General features: G+C 73.1%; 16 protein-coding genes. 13 read left to right on the forward strand and 3 right to left on the reverse strand.

Annotation, left to right across the window (positions count from 1 at the left end; genetic code table 11):
• Positions 1-30: 30 nt before the first annotated feature.
• From AB0F13_RS04290 to AB0F13_RS04300, 3 genes are read left to right on the forward strand one after another with little or no spacing between them, the layout of a single operon-like run.
• Entirely contained in the window at positions 31-282 is a 252-nt protein-coding gene (locus AB0F13_RS04290) for an acyl carrier protein (protein ID WP_362074914.1), read from the forward strand.
• Position 283: 1 nt separating this feature from the next.
• Positions 284-1,030 carry an SDR family oxidoreductase gene (locus AB0F13_RS04295; protein ID WP_362074917.1) on the forward strand — a complete coding sequence of 249 codons (747 nt, stop codon included), beginning with the start codon at positions 284-286 and terminating at the stop codon, positions 1,028-1,030.
• 15 nt (positions 1,031-1,045) lie between these two features.
• Complete coding sequence (locus AB0F13_RS04300; protein WP_362074920.1) at positions 1,046-1,822, forward strand: cyclase family protein; 777 nt, start codon at positions 1,046-1,048, stop codon at positions 1,820-1,822.
• A 15-nt stretch (positions 1,823-1,837) separates the two neighbouring features.
• Here AB0F13_RS04300 and AB0F13_RS04305 read toward each other — a convergent pair whose 3' ends face one another.
• Positions 1,838-2,641 carry an alpha/beta fold hydrolase gene (locus AB0F13_RS04305; protein WP_362074923.1) on the reverse strand — a complete coding sequence of 268 codons (804 nt, stop codon included), beginning with the start codon at positions 2,639-2,641 and terminating at the stop codon, positions 1,838-1,840.
• A 111-nt stretch (positions 2,642-2,752) separates the two neighbouring features.
• On the opposite strand from AB0F13_RS04305, the gene AB0F13_RS04310 reads away from it, so the two are divergent.
• Positions 2,753-3,667, forward strand: a complete 915-nt coding sequence (locus tag AB0F13_RS04310; protein WP_362076008.1) for a MerR family transcriptional regulator — start codon at positions 2,753-2,755, stop codon at positions 3,665-3,667.
• Positions 3,668-3,939: 272 nt separating this feature from the next.
• Here AB0F13_RS04310 and AB0F13_RS04315 read toward each other — a convergent pair whose 3' ends face one another.
• Positions 3,940-5,124, reverse strand: a complete 1,185-nt coding sequence (locus AB0F13_RS04315) for an amidohydrolase family protein (protein ID WP_362074926.1) — start codon at positions 5,122-5,124, stop codon at positions 3,940-3,942.
• A gap of 341 nt (positions 5,125-5,465) precedes the next feature.
• Here AB0F13_RS04315 and AB0F13_RS04320 point away from each other — a divergent pair, with 341 nt between their 5' ends.
• From AB0F13_RS04320 to AB0F13_RS04345, 6 genes are all read left to right on the forward strand, one after another.
• The gene (locus AB0F13_RS04320; RefSeq protein WP_362074929.1) at positions 5,466-5,957 is read left to right on the forward strand and encodes a hypothetical protein; all 492 of its coding nucleotides are present in this window, start codon (positions 5,466-5,468) and stop codon (positions 5,955-5,957) included.
• Position 5,958: 1 nt separating this feature from the next.
• The gene (locus AB0F13_RS04325) at positions 5,959-7,152 is read left to right on the forward strand and encodes a DUF6545 domain-containing protein (RefSeq protein ID WP_362076011.1); all 1,194 of its coding nucleotides are present in this window, start codon (positions 5,959-5,961) and stop codon (positions 7,150-7,152) included.
• 160 nt (positions 7,153-7,312) lie between these two features.
• A complete protein-coding gene (locus AB0F13_RS04330; protein WP_362074932.1) occupies positions 7,313-7,720 on the forward strand; it encodes a cell division protein SepF in 408 nt (135 codons plus the stop codon).
• 24 nt (positions 7,721-7,744) lie between these two features.
• Entirely contained in the window at positions 7,745-8,893 is a 1,149-nt protein-coding gene (locus tag AB0F13_RS04335) for an ATP-binding protein (protein ID WP_362074935.1), read from the forward strand.
• Complete coding sequence (locus AB0F13_RS04340; RefSeq protein ID WP_362074938.1) at positions 8,890-9,279, forward strand: nucleotide pyrophosphohydrolase; 390 nt, start codon at positions 8,890-8,892, stop codon at positions 9,277-9,279. The genes AB0F13_RS04335 and AB0F13_RS04340 overlap by 4 nt, the downstream gene beginning before the upstream one ends.
• Positions 9,280-9,397: 118 nt before the next feature.
• Positions 9,398-9,856 (forward strand): DUF6099 family protein, encoded by a 459-nt coding sequence (locus AB0F13_RS04345; protein ID WP_362074941.1) that lies wholly within the window; start codon positions 9,398-9,400, stop codon positions 9,854-9,856.
• 44 nt (positions 9,857-9,900) lie between these two features.
• Here AB0F13_RS04345 and AB0F13_RS04350 read toward each other — a convergent pair whose 3' ends face one another.
• Positions 9,901-10,110, reverse strand: coding sequence for a hypothetical protein (locus tag AB0F13_RS04350; protein ID WP_362074944.1), 210 nt, complete (start codon positions 10,108-10,110; stop codon positions 9,901-9,903).
• Between the two features lie 317 nt (positions 10,111-10,427).
• Between AB0F13_RS04350 and mmuM the strand changes: the two genes are divergently transcribed.
• Genes mmuM through AB0F13_RS04365 form a run of 3 tightly spaced genes read left to right on the forward strand, consistent with a single transcriptional unit; the run spans position 10,428 to position 15,521 of the window.
• Complete coding sequence (gene mmuM, locus AB0F13_RS04355; RefSeq protein WP_362074947.1) at positions 10,428-11,336, forward strand: homocysteine S-methyltransferase; 909 nt, start codon at positions 10,428-10,430, stop codon at positions 11,334-11,336.
• A gap of 34 nt (positions 11,337-11,370) precedes the next feature.
• The gene (locus tag AB0F13_RS04360) at positions 11,371-12,921 is read left to right on the forward strand and encodes a 3' terminal RNA ribose 2'-O-methyltransferase Hen1 (protein WP_362074950.1); all 1,551 of its coding nucleotides are present in this window, start codon (positions 11,371-11,373) and stop codon (positions 12,919-12,921) included.
• Complete coding sequence (locus AB0F13_RS04365) at positions 12,918-15,521, forward strand: polynucleotide kinase-phosphatase (protein WP_362074953.1); 2,604 nt, start codon at positions 12,918-12,920, stop codon at positions 15,519-15,521. The genes AB0F13_RS04360 and AB0F13_RS04365 overlap by 4 nt, the downstream gene beginning before the upstream one ends.
• Positions 15,522-15,617: the final 96 nt, after the last annotated feature.

The following is a 15,617-nucleotide window of genomic DNA, read 5'->3' on the forward strand; positions in this document are numbered from 1 at the left end:
CTCCATGGAGCATTCAGGAGGAACGCCGTCATGATGACCGCAGAGGACCTCAAAAGAATCATGCGAGAAGGGGCCGGCCAGGACGAAGCGGTCGACCTTGAGGGCGACATCACCGACGTGACGTTCACCGAGCTGGGATACGACTCGCTCGCTCTCCTGGAGACGGTCAGCCGTGTCGAGCGCGAGTTCGGCGTCCGGATCTCCGACGACATCGTGACGGTGGCGAAGACCCCCGGCGAATTCATCGGCCTGGTCAACCAAACCCTCACGGAGGTGCGCTGACATGGGGGCATGGGAGGGCAAGGCCGCGCTGGTCGCCGGCGGCACACGCGGGACGGGGCTCGCCGTCGCCCGCGCGCTCCTGGCCCGCGGCTGCGATGTGTTCCTCAACTACGCCCACGACGAGACCGCCGCGAAGAGCGCGGTGACCGGCCTCGACCACCTGCCGGGCACCGCGACCGCGCTCCGGGGGGACATCACCGACCCGGCCACCCTGCCCCGGCTGCTGCACACGATCCGGCAGCGGCACGAACGGCTGGACGTCTTCGTCCACAGCGCCGCGTCCTTCCACCCGATGGACGCGGCGGACCCGGCACCCGACCTGATGCGCACGGACCTGACGACCGCGCTCGCCCCCCTCGTCCAAGGGGTCCGGCCGCTCGTGAAGGCGATGGCGGGCGGCCCGGGACGCATCGTCGCCATCTCCAGCAACGGCGCCCGCCGCGTGGTTCCCCGGTACGTCAGCGCCGGCATGGCCAAGGCCGCGCTGGAGGCCCAGGTGCGCTACCTCGCCGCCGAGCTCGCGCCCCTGGGCATCACCGTCAACGCGGTGTCCACCGCCAGGATCGACAAGGGTCCGGGGACCGCGGACGCGGACCTGATGCGTGCCCTCGCCGCCCGGACACCGGCGGGCCGGCTGACCACCCCCGACGACATCGCCGACGTGGTGACCCTGCTGTGCGCCGACGAGGCCGCGTGGATCCACGGACAGGTGATCACGGCCGACGGCGGCCTGAGCCTGCGCGCCTGAGAACCGGAGGAGACCATGCGGATCATCGACCTCTCCACGCCGATCGACGCGGCGGGATGGGAACCGGAACCGGTCGAGCACCGGGTCATGAGCCCGGCGGAGGGCGCCCGGCACATGAGCGAGGAGATGCGCGAGCACTTCGGCCTGGCCTTCGACCCCGCGGTCCTGCCGGAAGGGGAACTGCTGTCGGTCGACACGCTCACCCTCACCTCGCACACCGGCACCCACATCGACGCCCCGTCGCACTACGGCTCGGTGGCGTCCTACGGGGACGGACGCCCGCGCCACATCGACGAGATGCCGCTGGAGTGGTTCCACGGCCCCGGGCTGGTCCTCGACCTCACCACCGCCGGCCCGGGGGCCGTGGACGCGTCCTTCGTCAAGCAGGAGCTGGACCGCATCGGCCGGACCCCGTCCCCCGGTGACATCGTGCTCCTCCACACCGGCGCGGACCGGCACTCCGGCACCCCCGCCTACTTCACCGACTTCACCGGACTCGACGGTTCGGCCACCCATTTCCTGCTGGACGCGGGGGTCCGGGTGATCGGGACGGACGCCTTCAGCCTGGACGCGCCGTTCCGGAACATGATCGAACGGTTCCAGCGGACCGGGGACAGGAAGGTCCTGTGGCCCGCCCACTTCGCCGGCCGGGACCGCGAGTACTGCCAGATCGAGCGGCTGGCCAATCTGGCGGACCTGCCGGGCCCGACGGGGTTCACCGTCGTGTGCTTCCCGGTGCGGATCAAGGGCGCGGGAGCGGGCTGGACGAGAGCCGTGGCGCTCGTGCCCTGACCCCCGGCGGGCGGTTCATGCGCCCCCGGCGGCGGTCAGCCGGTGCCCTTCTCCCGCGGCGGCCCGCAGCAGCACCCCGGCCAGTTCGCCGGGGACGGAGAGCATCGGCCAGTGCCCCGTGGCGAGTTCGAAGAAGCCCGCCCGGGGGTCGGCGAGCCGCTGGAAGCGCGGGTCCCCCGAGGCGACCAGGGCCTCGACCGTGGCGATGTCCGACCCGCCCCCGGCAGTGCAGAAAATGCCGGTCATCGGCAGCCCTGCGGCAGCACCGGACAGCCGGAGCGGCTGGGTGAACGTGCGCAGCGGCTGCGGTGCGGCGAGGCGCCGCAGCCGTGCCAGTGCCTCCGCCGGGACGCCGGGGACCCCCGCTCCCTGCCCGCCATCGAATGACGGCGGGAGCATCCGCCAGCCGTCCTCGGCCTCCTCGGCCCTGCGCAGCATCGTGCCGCGGAGCTCCGGGTCGGCCATCTGTTCCCGCACCTGGTCGAGCAGCGAGTAACCGTCCTGCGGCATGGGCGAATTCAGGTAGACGATCCGGGAGATCCGCTCCGGTCGCCGGTCGGCGGCGCCCACCACGGGGTAGATGCCGTAGCAGTGGCCGACGATCACCACGTCCGGCTCGTCCACGTGGTCGATCAGCTGCACCAGGTCCTCGATGTGGGTCTCCAGGTCGGTGCCGGGTCCCGCCTGATGGCGGCGGTCCCCCATGCCGGTGAGCGTCGCCGGGTACGCCTCGGCCCCCGCCCTCCACAGCCGAGCCGTGACCTCCTGCCACAACCAGCCGCCGGTGTGGGTGCCCGACACCAGTACGAACGCCGTCATGAATGCCTCCTCGCGTGCCTCGTCCGCACGGCCGGCCCCAGGTGCCGTCCGCGCTCACCGGTACGGTAGGAACTCCTGCTGGGGGAGGTTCAAGCCGTGTCACCTGACGGCATGTGGAGCATCGGAGAGCTCGCCGAGCACGCGGGCGTCACCGTCAAGACCGTCCGCTTCTACTCGGACCGCGGTCTGCTGCCCGAGGCCGGCCGCAGCACCGGAGGCCATCGCCGGTACGGTCCCGAGGCGGCCGACCGGCTCCGCCTGATCCGCTCGCTGCGCACCCTCGACGTGCCGGTCCCGGACGTGGGCCGGGTCCTCGACCAGGAGGACGCGCTGGAGGACGTCATCGCGGGGCAGCTCCGCGAGCTCGGCTCGCGGATGACCGCCCTGCGCTGGCGGGAGGCAGCGCTCCGGCTGCTCCAGGAATGCACCCCCGAGGAACGCGCCGACCGACTGCGCCTCGTCGGCGGCATATCCACCCCGCCCAGCACGGCCACGATGGTGCGCTTCTGGCGGCGCTGGCTGCCTGCGAGGCTCCCGGCCCGGTTGGTCACCGCGATCCTCGAACAGGCGGTGCCCCAGCCTCCCGACGACCCGACCCCGGCCCAGGTGCTGGCCTTCGCCCGGCTGCACGCCTTCACCTCCGGCCCCTGCCTCGGCACCGGCCCCTACCAGCCCGAAGCACACCGGACCGACAAGGGCTACCGCCCGGCCGTGCTCTACGACGGTCTGCGCGAGGCGTACGCGCTGGCGTCGGCGGACCTGCGGGCCCGACGACCGCCGCACCAGGGCGAGGCCCTGGACTGCTTCGTCTCCGCCCACGCCCGCGCGCGCGGCACCCGGGACACTCCCGCCTTCCGCCGCCGGCTGGGCGTCCAACTGGCCGCCGACCCCCGCATCGACCACTACTGGCAGCTCGTCGCCGAACTGACCGCCTCTCCGTCCGGCCCGGCCGAACCGACCGCCGGCGCCACCGACGACTGGCTCCGCACCGCCCTGAACACCCGGACCGCAGGGGTGGCCGTCTGAGCTGTACCGCCTCTCCGGCGCGTACCGGTCCTGCGGCGCGTACCGGCTCTGCGGCGCGTACCGACCCTGTGGCCCGTACAGGCTCTCCGGCCCGGGCGGCTTCAGCCGGGTGACCGGCGAACAAGGCTCCGGCCATGGCAGCTTCACGGTGCAGCCCGTGACCCGAGGAGCCGCCGCCGTGGCGGCAACCCGCCCCCCGGCAGGGGCTCCGGGGCAAGCCCCGACGGCTCCCGCCCGGGCCCGGGCCAGGTGCGTGATCCGCCGGACAGGTCTCAGGCCGCCCCCGCGAACACCGGTCGCCCGGCACGGTAGACGGCGCGGACCTCGCCGATCGCGCCGATGTCGCGGACGGGGTCACCGGCCACGGCGAGAAGGTCGGCGTCGTAGCCGGGGGCGATACGGCCCGTGCGGTGACCGAGGCCGCAGGCCTCGGCGGCGAGGGAGGTGACCGAGGTGAGCGCCTCGGTGTTGGTGGCGACCTGCGCGGCGAAGTAGACCAGGTCGCTGGGGAGCACGTCGTGCGGCTTGTGCGGGTTGATGCCCGCGTCGGTACAGCAGACGACGCGCACGCCGTGGCGGTGCATGTAAGCCTGGTTCTCCCAGTACGGCTCGACGGTCCGCAGCACTTCGGCGGGCATGTCCTCCCGGGGCTTGACGACCGTGCAGCCGACGAACGTGCCGGCGGCGGCCATCGCATCGACGGTCGCGGGGTCGAGCCGCACCCCGGACGGCGTCATGAAGGTGCAGTGTTCGATGCCGTCGACCCCGGCGGCGACGGCATCGGCTATGCCGGAGGCCGCGTGCGCGTGCGCGGTGACCGGCAGGCCCAGCCCGTGCGCCGCCCGCGTGACGGCCAGCAGCTCGGCCGGGCCGAACTGGGACCCGCCCGGGTCCGAGCCCCTGGTGGACATGCCGCCGGTCGCCATGATCTTGACGAGGTCCACCCCCTGGCGGGCCCGGGAGACGACGGCGGCCACCGCCTGCTCGGCGCTGTCCGCCTCGCCGCCGAGGTACCAGCAGTGCCCGCCGCCGCGGGTGATGGGCGGGCCGGCCGCGACGATCCGCGGGCCCGGGGCTCCCGCGGCGAACTCCTCGCGCAGTCGCAGCGAGAGATATCCGCGGTCCCCCAGGTCGCGCACCGTGGTGATCCCCGCCCGCAGCGCACGCGCGGCGTGCTCGCGCATCCGGGCCAGCACGGTGGCGTCGTCGTCGTGGACCATCTGGTGTTCGGTGGGACCGCTGGGGTCGAAGACCAGATGGCTGTGTGCGTCCACCAGCCCCGGCAGGAGGGTGACGTCCCCCAGGTCCGTCACCGCCACACCCTCCGGCGGGTGGGCGCCGGTGACGTCGACGTCGGTGATCCGGCCGTCGTCGACCAGGACCATGACCGGGCCGCCGTGCGCGGTGGTTCCGTCGAATAAACGGGCGGCACGGATGGCCGAGCGGGAGTCGTCCACGAACGTTGCTCCAAGTGTCGTCGGGGGCGGTCGGGATGCGCCGTCGTTCGCCGGCGACCTGGCGGAAGTCCGGCCGGTGCACGCCGGACTGGCGTGAAAGCGGCGCTCAACGGCACCGCGGGCCCAGTCCGGACGGCCCACGGCTATCAGATCGTTCCCCATGTGTCCACCGGCATGTACAGTTGAACAGCTGATCGGACAGGCGGGGGACTTGGGGGAGTCACCGGGTGGGGCGGGACAGCGGCGGGAGATGATTTCGGCGAGAGCCAGGACCTGTCGTGCAACCCCATCGGAGAGTGATGAGTCGGCGATGCCCGCCAACGCAAGGAAGAGGTGAGCCCATGACTGGTAAGCATGTGCGGGCCGAAGCCGAAGAGCTCGTCATGAGACTCCCCGGCCTTCCCCGCCCGTGGGACATCGAGGTGCTGTGCCGCTCGCTGGCGCAGTCCCGGGGCCGGCCGTTGACGCTGCACCCGATGGACCTGCCGGCCATGCCCTTCGGGCTGTGGTTCGACGACGGATCGGGTGACCGCATCATCTACCGCTCCTCGGCGACCGGTTACTACCGCGACCACATCGTTCTGCACGAGATCTGCCACATGCTGGCCGGGCACGGCAAACCGCCCGAAGAGCTGCTGAGCCGACCGGAATCAGCCGGTTCGGCGGATGGGGGCGAGCAGTCCGCCGCCGGCAAGGCGTGCAGCAACGCCGAGGAGGAACTCGCCGAGACCTTCTCCACCATGGTGCTCAAGAGGGCGGGCCAGATGCGGCCCAGGAGCGTAAGCGCCGTCGAGCGCCGCGCGGAGCAGCTGCTCGGAGCCGGCTTTGCATAATGTGCCGGACTGGGTCGAGTCCCTGCGCGGGGTCATCCTCCTTGTCGTCTGGGCCGTTCTGGTCCTTCGTATTTCCGCCATCTGGCGCGCGCCCCAACGTCCCGTCTGGGTCGTGCTGCTGGTGCTGGCGACCGGCTCGCTGATGATCCAGGCCCCGGTGGGGCGCTGGCTCGACAGCACCACCGGCGTGGCCAAGGCCGGCGAACTCTCCGTCGCCCTGGTGGCGCTCACCGACTTCGCCGCCGTCTGGTGGTTCGCAGTGGCGCTGCACATGGCGGGCCACTCCACCCCGGCCTGGCTGCGCCGTGCCCCGGCGGTGAGCGCGGCCACCATGGCCGTCCTCGCCGTCGTCTTCTTCGTCATCACTCCCGCGCCCGACCGCTTCGGTGCGCAGGCCCACGGATGGTGGGCCGGATACGCGGTCGCCTGGATCACCTTCGGCCTGCTCACGGCGGTGGGGGCCGGGGCCCTCTTCTGGCGCCACGGCATCACCATGCGCAGCCCGGTCCTGCGCCTGAGCATGCTGGCGCTCGCCGTCGGCACCACCGCCGAGCTGCCCTACCTGGCGATCCGTGCCGTCCGGTGGTTCACCGAGGCGCCGCCGACCCTCGCCCTGGTCGGTTTCTGGTGCTCCTTCACCCGCTTCGTGCTCGTCGCCCTCGGATGCTCGCTGGCCGCGCTCGAACCGCTGCGGAAGGCCGCTCTGTTCTGGTACCGCAGGCAGCGCCTTTACGGCCTGTGGATGCTGCTCCGCCAGGCGACGCCCGAGCTCGTGGTGATCGCCCCGCGCTCGCGCGTCTCGGACGTCCTGACGCTCAGCAACACCTGGGAGCAACTCCACCAGCGCGTCATCGACATCCGCGACAGCATCACCTTCCTGCACGACGGCTGGGCGTCGCCGCAGCTGTTGCGGGAGGCCGCGCAGCGGGCGGCCGGGCTCGGCCACCGCGACCGGGAGCGGCTCCTCGCCGCGGCGTGCTGGATCGAGGCCACGCGGCGCGACGCTCTGGCGGGCGCCGCCAAGCTCCACCACGAACTCGACAAGGACCTCCTGCCGGAGGTGCACGCCAGCGAATCCACCGTGCACCGCGAGATCCGTCACCTGCTCCGGCTCCACCGGGCGTTGCGGACCCGCACCGTGCAGGCCTTCGCCGACACCGTCCAGCACCGGCCCCCGGCGACCGCGGCCCCGTGACCGCGCCGGGGCCCGGTGGCTCGCGCGCCCGCTTTCGCTCTGTCCTTCGAGGGTGTCCCCGGTCGTGGAGCGGCGCGTGTCATTGGGCCTAACGGGGGTGTTCATCCCTAGAATCGCGGGATGTACATAGCCAGCACGTTCCCCGGAAGGGTGTGATCCGGTGAACAGGTCCGAGGCCACCGATGAGCAGTGGCAGGGACTGGCCGAGGTCGTCCCGTTGCGCGGGCATCAGACATGGCCGTCCTGGCCCGATCACCGGGCTCTGCCCGAGGAGGAGCCCGAGCAGAACCAGCGGCGGCTCGTCGTGCTCCGCGTACAGGTCTTCGCGGACGCACGCGAGGTCGCCGAATACCTGATCGCCCGGATTCCGGTGCTGCTCGACCTCACGAGCGCCGACTCCGATGTGGCCAGACGGATTCTCGACTTCTCCAGCGGTGTCGTCTTCGGGCTGGGCAGCGGTATGCACCGGGTCGACACCAATGTCTTTCTGCTCGCGCCCGAAGGGACGGAGGTGGCCTCGGGGTACCCCGATCGTAGGAAGAGTGATCAGCTGAAACGGTTTGGCTGAGCCGTTGCCCCATACGGTCCGGGCATGGAAGCAGCCACTCAGCTTCAGCGCCCCGCCGTGACAGAACTGCGGCTCTCCGCCTTCAAATCACACCGCAACGCCGTCTATCCGCTCGGCCCGCTGACCCTCTTCCGGGGCCCGAGCGGCAGTGGCAAGTCCAGTGCCCTCCAGGCCTACGAGACCCTCGCCCGGCTCGCGGGCGGCGACACCCTCGACGAGGCGCTCGCCCCCGTGGCCGGCGGCGCCACCGCGTGTGTACCGCAGTACGCCAGGCCCGACGAGCAGGGGCGGCGCGGCTTCCGCATCGGCTGCACGGTGCAGGGGCCGGTGGGCCCGGTCCGCCTCGACGTCGCCGTGCAGGCCGAGCCCGAACTGCGCATCGTCGGCGAGCGGCTGACGGGATCGGGGCGGACGCTGTTGTCCACCGCGCTGCGCGACCCGGGCCTGCCCAGGGTCGAGGCGGCCTGGCACACCGCGGGCTCCGTGCCCGTCACCCGGGCCCCGCTGCCCGACGACCGGCTGGGTACCGCGCTGCTGCCCCTGCGGGTCGCGGGCAAGACGGCGGGGCAGCGCATGGTCCTGGACGCGGCCGAGCAGGCGGTGGTCGCCCTGCGCTCGGTCTTCCCCTGCGATCCGCGCCCCGAGCTGATGCGCGCCCCGGTCGCCGCGCGCGACGGGCTGTTGCGTGGCGCGTGCGACAACGTTGCCGCGGTGCTGGGGCGTACCCGCAATGAATGCGTCACCCGGCACGCGGCTCTGGTCGCGGCGGCGGGAGCCGGGTGCCGGGGTCAGGTCGAGGGCGTGTCGGTGCAGGGCCTGGAGGGCGGTCTCGTCCGGGCCGTGCTGGCGCGGCAGTCGGGGGCGGCGACGCCCCTGGAGCGCCTGGGCGACGGCGAGCTGCGATATCTGGCCCTGTGCCTGGTGTTGCTGACGGGGCCCGGGGTGCTGGCGGTGGACCCAGCCGCCGAGGTGCTGCCCGCCCGGCAGGTGCTGACCGTCCTGGCGGACGGCCTCGACCGGTGCCTCGATCCACGGCAGGTGCGGGAACTGCTGGCGCTGGCGGCGCGGATGTGCGAGCGGGGGCACATCAGGCTGGTGGGGACCGTGCAGGGAGCGGTGGGGGAGGTGGCGGAAGAGGTGGCCGGGGCGTCGATGGTAGACCTGGGGGAATGACCGGACATCCCGAGCAGCACCTTGACCTCCACGCGCTGCAGCGCCGTCTCGCCGCGTTCGCGGCCGAGCGCGACTGGCAGCCGTTCCACACGCCCAAGAACCTGGCCTCGGCGCTGAGCGTGGAGGCGTCCGAACTGGTGGAGATCTTCCAGTGGCTGACGCCCGAGCAGTCGGCGCGTGTGATGGAGGCGCCCGCGACGGCGGGCCGGGTGGAGGACGAGGTCGCGGACGTCCTGGCCTACCTGCTGCAGTTCTGCGAGGCGCTGGGGATCGACGCTCTGGCGGCACTGTCGGCGAAGATCGACCGAAATGAGCGGCGATTTCCGGCGCCGGGGAAGCCGGGCGGCCGGGGCGGGGATCATGAAGGTGGTCACTCTCCGGAGTGATTGAGTTATCCACACCGCATCTGGTATCCACAGATTTCTGAATTCCCCTGGCTTTTCCGGCGGTTAGTCATCACTCTGGGTAGTGAGAGCGGGCGGACGGGAAATGTGGGGGACGGTCATGGAGGCAGCGCGGCTGATCGATGTCACCAGGCGCGCTCTGGCGCAGGCCAGGGCGGTGCAGGACATCGTCGTGGAGGCATGGCAGGCGCAGGCGCTGGCGGAGGCGGTCGGCAGCCATCTCGCGGTCCATGGACCCTTCGAGGCGCGCGCGGCGGCCCGGGGGCTGAGCGAGGCCGGAGGCCGGGCCTCCGGCGCGCTGCACAGGACGGCACTGCGCGCCGGAGGCTTACGAGCGGCACAGCTCACCGAAGTGCACGACCCCTGGGCGGTGCTGGCGGCCCTCGGAGAGCTCCTCGGAGAGGTGGGCATAGCCCTGGTCGGCGTCGCCTGCGTCTGCGAGGAGGACGCCGTGTACTGGCAGTGCATAGAAGGGATCGACGCCGCCGACGAGACGACGGACCGGATCGGCGGACTGCTGAGACGGCTCGCCCTGCGGGAGCGGGGAGGTGCCGCATGAGGAACGCACGGAGCGCGGGTGTGCCGGTGCCGGCGGGATGCGGGTCAGTCCGTGCCGGCGCCGCCCTGGTCCGGTGCCTGCCCGGCCGCGGACGGCCGGTCGGAGGACTGGAGGTCGGCGTCGAGCTGCGTCAGATCGGCGTTGAGCGCCGCCATCAGCTCCTCCATCTGCTGCAGCAGGCCCTTGGGTGCGCCCTGCTGCTGGGAAGCGGCCTGGGTGGGCACGGCCTCTTCGGGCACGGCTTCCTGGGTCATGGTGGCCTCCTCGGCCCTCGCCCTCCCGGTGGGGGCGGGCGGCGTTGCGTTCGTCGCCTCCGGCAGCCAGCACCGGTGCGCGGGCCGGGCGGTCCGGCTCCGCCCGAGCCAACGATCACTGGGCGCGCCGGACACTGGCGGATACTCCGCCGGCCCACGGGGGCCGGGGAATTTCACCCGCCGGGAGTGAGTCGGACGGTGGGCGTCGTGGTCGGTTGACGAGTGTTCGAGAGGGCAGGATGGAGGGCCCGGGCGCCGGCGCCCGTGAGGCGGCCACCCGCCCGCCCGGGGACGGAGACCGCAGAGGAGCACCCCCGATGGCCGCGCCCACCACATCCCTCGCCGACGCGCTCGCGCGCGAGCCGCTCGTCCTGGACGGCGGGTTGTCCAACCAGCTGGTGGAGCAGGGGTGCGACCTCTCCGACGAGCTGTGGTCGGCCCGGCTGCTCGCCGACGCTCCCGAACAGATCGAGGCGGCGCACACCGCGTATCTACGAGCCGGTGCGCGGGTGCTCATCACCTCCAGCTATCAGGCCACGTTCGAGGGCTTCGCCCGCCGCGGCCTCGGGCGGCAGGAGGCGGCCGCGCTGCTCGGGCGGAGTGTGGAGCTGGCGCGCCGGGCGGCCGCGCGGGCGGAGCGGGAGGTGTGGGTCGCCGCGTCCGTCGGGCCCTACGGGGCGATGCTCGCCGACGGCAGTGAGTACAAAGGGCGGTACGGCCTGGGCGTGGCCGAGCTGGAGCGGTTCCACCGGCCGCGGATCGAGACGCTGGCCGCGGCCGGGCCGGATGTGCTCGCGCTGGAGACCGTGCCGGATGTGGACGAGGCCCGGGCGCTGCTCGGTGCGGCACGCGGGTGCGGGGTGCCGGTGTGGCTGTCGTACAGCGTGACGGGAGGGAGCACCAGGGCGGGGCAGCCGCTCGCCGAGGCGTTCGCGGTGGCCGCCGGCAACGACCAGGTCCTCGCCGTCGGCGTCAACTGCTGTGAACCGGGCGACGCGGAGCGGGCCGTGGAGATCGCGGCCCGGGTGACGGGCAAGCCGGTCGTGGTCTATCCGAACAGTGGGGAGGGGTGGGATGCGCGGGCACGGGACTGGCGGGGGCGGCCTACGTTCGACCCCGCACGGATCGGTCTGTGGCGGGCGGCTGGGGCCCGGCTCATCGGCGGCTGCTGCCGCGTCGGCCCGCAGCAGATCGCCGAACTGGCGGGGCTGGTCGAAAACCGATAGGAAACGGGGCGTACGGGCCGGGATAATCGGCAGTGTGTTCCTGACGATCAGTACCTACGGCGCTCCCGGGCGCCCCGCGACCGACCTCGGATTCCTGCTGCACAAGCACCCCGACAACGCACAGCAGTTCTCGACCTCCCACGGCACGGCGCACGTCCTCTATCCCGAGGCGAGCGCGGAGTGCTGCACGGCGGCACTGCTGCTGGAGGTCGACGCGGTGGCGCTGGTCCGGCGCGGCAAGGGCAAGGGGCGCGGCGGCGCCCCCGACTCCACGCTGGCCCAGTACGTCAACGACCGTCCCTACGCCGCGTCCTCGCTGCTGGCCGTGGCCATCGGCAGTGTCTTCTCCACCGCGCTCAAGGGCCAGTGCGCGGCCCGCCCCGAATTGCCCGGGCAGCGGCTGCCGTTGCGCATCGAGGTGCCCGTGCTGCCCGCCCGGGGTGGTGCCGGCCTGGTGGAGCGGCTCTTCGCGCCGCTGGGCTGGACGGTGACGGCCCGTCCGGTGGTGCTGGACGAGCGGTTCCCCGAGTGGGGCGAGTCGCGGTACGTCTCGCTGGTGCTGGAGGGCGAGCTGCGGCTCGCCGACGCGCTGCGCCACCTGTATGTGCTGCTGCCCGTGCTCGACGACGGCAAGCACTACTGGGTGACGCCGGACGAGGTGGAGAAGCTGCTGCGCTCCGGCGAGGGCTGGCTGGAGAACCACCCCGAACAACGCCTCATCACCGGCCGCTACCTCGCCCGCCGCTGGTCGCTCACCCGTGAGGCGCTCGACCGCCTCGCCCTCGCCCGGCTCGCCGAGGCCGACGAGGCCGCTGAGGCCGCTGAGGCCGACGAGAGCGGCGAGGCAGGGGCAGGGGCGGGGGAGTGTGACGACGCGGCGCGGGAGAAGGATCCCGCGTCCAGCGGTGAGGAGGGAGCGGGCAGGCCCGTGCCGCTGGCCGTGCGGCGATGCGAGGCGATCATCGAGGCGCTGCGCAAGGCGGGGGCGGCGCGCGTGCTCGACCTGGGCTGCGGTCAGGGCCGGCTGGTGGGGGAGCTGCTCAAGGACCCCCGCTTCACCGAGATCGTGGGCATGGACGTCTCGGTGCGCGCCCTGAAGGAGGCCGCGCGGCGGCTGGGCCTTGACCGCATGCCGGAGCGCCAGGCCGCACGGGTGGCCCTGCTGCAGGGCTCGCTCGCCTACACCGACCGGCGGCTCGCCGGCTACGACGCGGCCGTGCTCAGCGAAGTCGTCGAACACGTCGACCTGCCCCGGCTGCCCGCCCTGGAGTACGCGGTCTTCGGCGCGGCCCGTCCCGCGACGGTCGTCGTGACCACCCCCAACGTCGAGTACAACGTCCGCTGGGATTCCCTGCCCGCCGGGCAGGCGCGCCACGCGGACCACCGCTTCGAGTGGACCCGCGAGGAGTTCCGCGCCTGGGCCCGGAAGGTCGCCGAGCGGCACGGTTACGGCGTGGAGTTCACGCCGGTGGGCCCCGAAGACCCCGAGGTGGGTCCGCCGACACAGATGGCCGTCTTCCACAGGAACGACATGAACGAGCAGCACAGCAGGAACGAGACCGTGAAGGAGGCGGAGGCCGTATGACCACGACGACCACGCCCGTCGCCGTGCCCGACCTGTCCCTCGTGGTCCTCGTCGGCGCCACCGGCTCCGGCAAGTCCACCTTCGCCGCACGCCACTTCAAGCCCACCGAGACCGTGTCCTCCGACGCCTGCCGCGGCATGGTCAGCGACGACCCGAACGACCAGAGCGCCGGCAAGGACGCCTTCGACCTCCTGCACTACATCGTCGGCAAGCGGCTCGCAGCCGGGCGGCTGACCGTCGTCGACGCGACCAATGTGCAGCCCGAGGCCCGCAAAGAGCTCGTACGGCTGGCGCGTGAGCACGACGTGCTGCCCGTCGCCATCGTCCTCGATGTCCCCGAGGGCGTCTGCGCCGGGCGCAACGCCGCCCGTCCGGACCGGGCCGGCCTCCCCCGCCGCGTCGTCCAGCGCCACCAGCGCGAGCTGCGCCGCTCCCTGCGCCACCTGGAGCGCGAGGGGTTCCGCAAGGTGCACGTCCTGCGCGGGGCCGAGCAGGTGGAATCGGCCGAGGTGGTCCGCGAGCGCCGGTTCAACGACCTGCGGCACCTCACGGGCCCGTTCGACATCGTCGGCGACATCCACGGCTGCCGCTCCGAGCTGGAGAGCCTGCTCGGCCGTCTCGGCTACGTCCTCGTCCGCGACGGGGGCGGCCGCCCCGTGGACGCCGCACACCCCGAGGGCCGTACCGCCGTCTTCGTCGGCGACCTCGTCGACCGGGGCCCCGACAGCCCCGGGGTGCTGCGCCTGGTCATGGGCATGGTCACCGCCGGGCACGCCCTGTGCGTACCGGGAAACCACGAGCACAAGCTGGGCCGCTTCCTGGGCGGCCGGCAGGTCAGGGTTGCGCACGGTCTGGCCGAGACGGCCGAGCAGCTGGAGCGGGAGGCGCAGCGGGACCCGGAGTTCCGCGAGCGGGTACGCGACTTCATCGCGTCGCTGGTCAGCCACTACGTCCTCGACGGCGGCTCCCTCGTCGTGTGCCACGCGGGGCTGCCCGAGAAGTACCACGGCCGCACCTCCGGCCGGGTCCGCTCGCACGCGCTGTACGGCGACACGACCGGCGAGACCGACGAATTCGGCCTGCCCGTGCGCTACCCGTGGGCGGAGGACTACCGCGGCCGTGCCGCCGTGGTCTACGGCCACACCCCCACCCCGACGGCGAGCTGGCTGAACAACACCATCTGCCTGGACACCGGTGCCGTCTTCGGCGGCAGGCTCACCGCCCTGCGCTGGCCCGAGCGCGAGCTCGTGGACGTACCGGCCGAGCAGGTCTGGTACGAGCCGGTGAAGCCGCTGGTGGCCGAGGCGCCCGGTGGCGCGGACGGCCGCCCGCTGGACCTCGACGACGTCACGGGACGCCGCGTCGTGGAGACGCGGCACCTGGGCCGCGTGGCGGTGAAGGAGGAGAACGCCGCGGCGGCCCTGGAGGTCATGAGCCGCTTCGCCGTCGACCCCCGGCACCTGGTCTACCTCCCGCCGACCATGGCGCCCTGCGCCACCTCGAAGGAGGAGGGCTATCTGGAGCACCCGGCGCAGGCCTTCGCCGCGTACCGCGCGGACGGCGTGCGCCAGGTGATCTGCCAGGAGAAGCACATGGGCTCGCGCGCGGTGGTCCTCCTGTGCCGGGACGCGGACACCGCCCGCGAGCGCTTCGGCGCGGTGGGGGGCCTGCCGGGGGCGGTGCACACCCGTACGGGGCGCCCGTTCTTCGACGACGCCGGGACGGCCGGGCGGGTGCTGACCCGGCTGGGCGAAGCCGCCGGGAGCGCCGGCATATGGGAGGAGCTGGACACCGACTGGCTGCTGCTGGACGCCGAGCTGATGCCCTGGTCGCTCAAGGCGACCGGCCTGCTGCGCAGCCAGTACGCGGCCGTGGGCGCCGCCTCCCGCACGGTCTTCCCCGGCGCGCTCGCCGCGCTGGAGTCGGCCGCCGCGCGCGGTGTGGACGTATCCGGCCTCCTCGGCCGCCAGCGCGAGCGAGCCGAGGACGCGGCGGCCTTCGTACAGGCGTACGGACGCTACTGCCGGCCCGCGGGCGGCGGCGAGGACGGCCTGGCCGGCATACGGCTGGCGCCGTTCCAGATCCTGGCCGTGCAGGGCCGCAGCCTGGCCGCGCTTGCGCACGACGAGCAGCTGGCGCTGATCGACCGGCTCGTCGAGGCGGACCGCCCCGATGACGAGCCCGCCCGCCTGCTCGCCCCCACCCGCCGCCTGGCCGTCGACACCGGGGACGAGGACTCCGTCGCCGCCGGCATCCGCTGGTGGCTGGAGCTGACCGCCGCCGGTGGCGAGGGCATGGTCGTCAAGCCGCTGAAGGCCTGTGTCCGCGGGGCCGACGGCAGGCTCGTCCAGCCCGGCATCAAATGCCGCGGCCGGGAGTACCTGCGCATCATCTACGGCCCCGAGTACACCCGCCCGGAGAACCTCACCCGCCTGCGCATACGTCACCTCGGCCACAAGCGCTCCCTGGCCCTGCGCGAGTACGCGCTCGGCCTGGAGGCGCTGGACCGGCTGGCGGCCGGGGAGCCGCTGTGGCGGGTCCACGAGGCGGTTTTCGCGGTGCTCGCCCTGGAGTCCGAGCCGGTGGACCCGCGCCTGTAGGGGCGCTCGCCCGTGGCCGGGGCCGGCGGCCCCGGCCACGGGCACTCGGCACGCGGCGGCACTCCGTGCCCCGCGTGCCGAGTGATCACGCCGGGT

The organism is Streptomyces sp. NPDC026206 (genome assembly GCF_040638465.1).
Classification (GTDB): domain Bacteria; phylum Actinomycetota; class Actinomycetes; order Streptomycetales; family Streptomycetaceae; genus Streptomyces.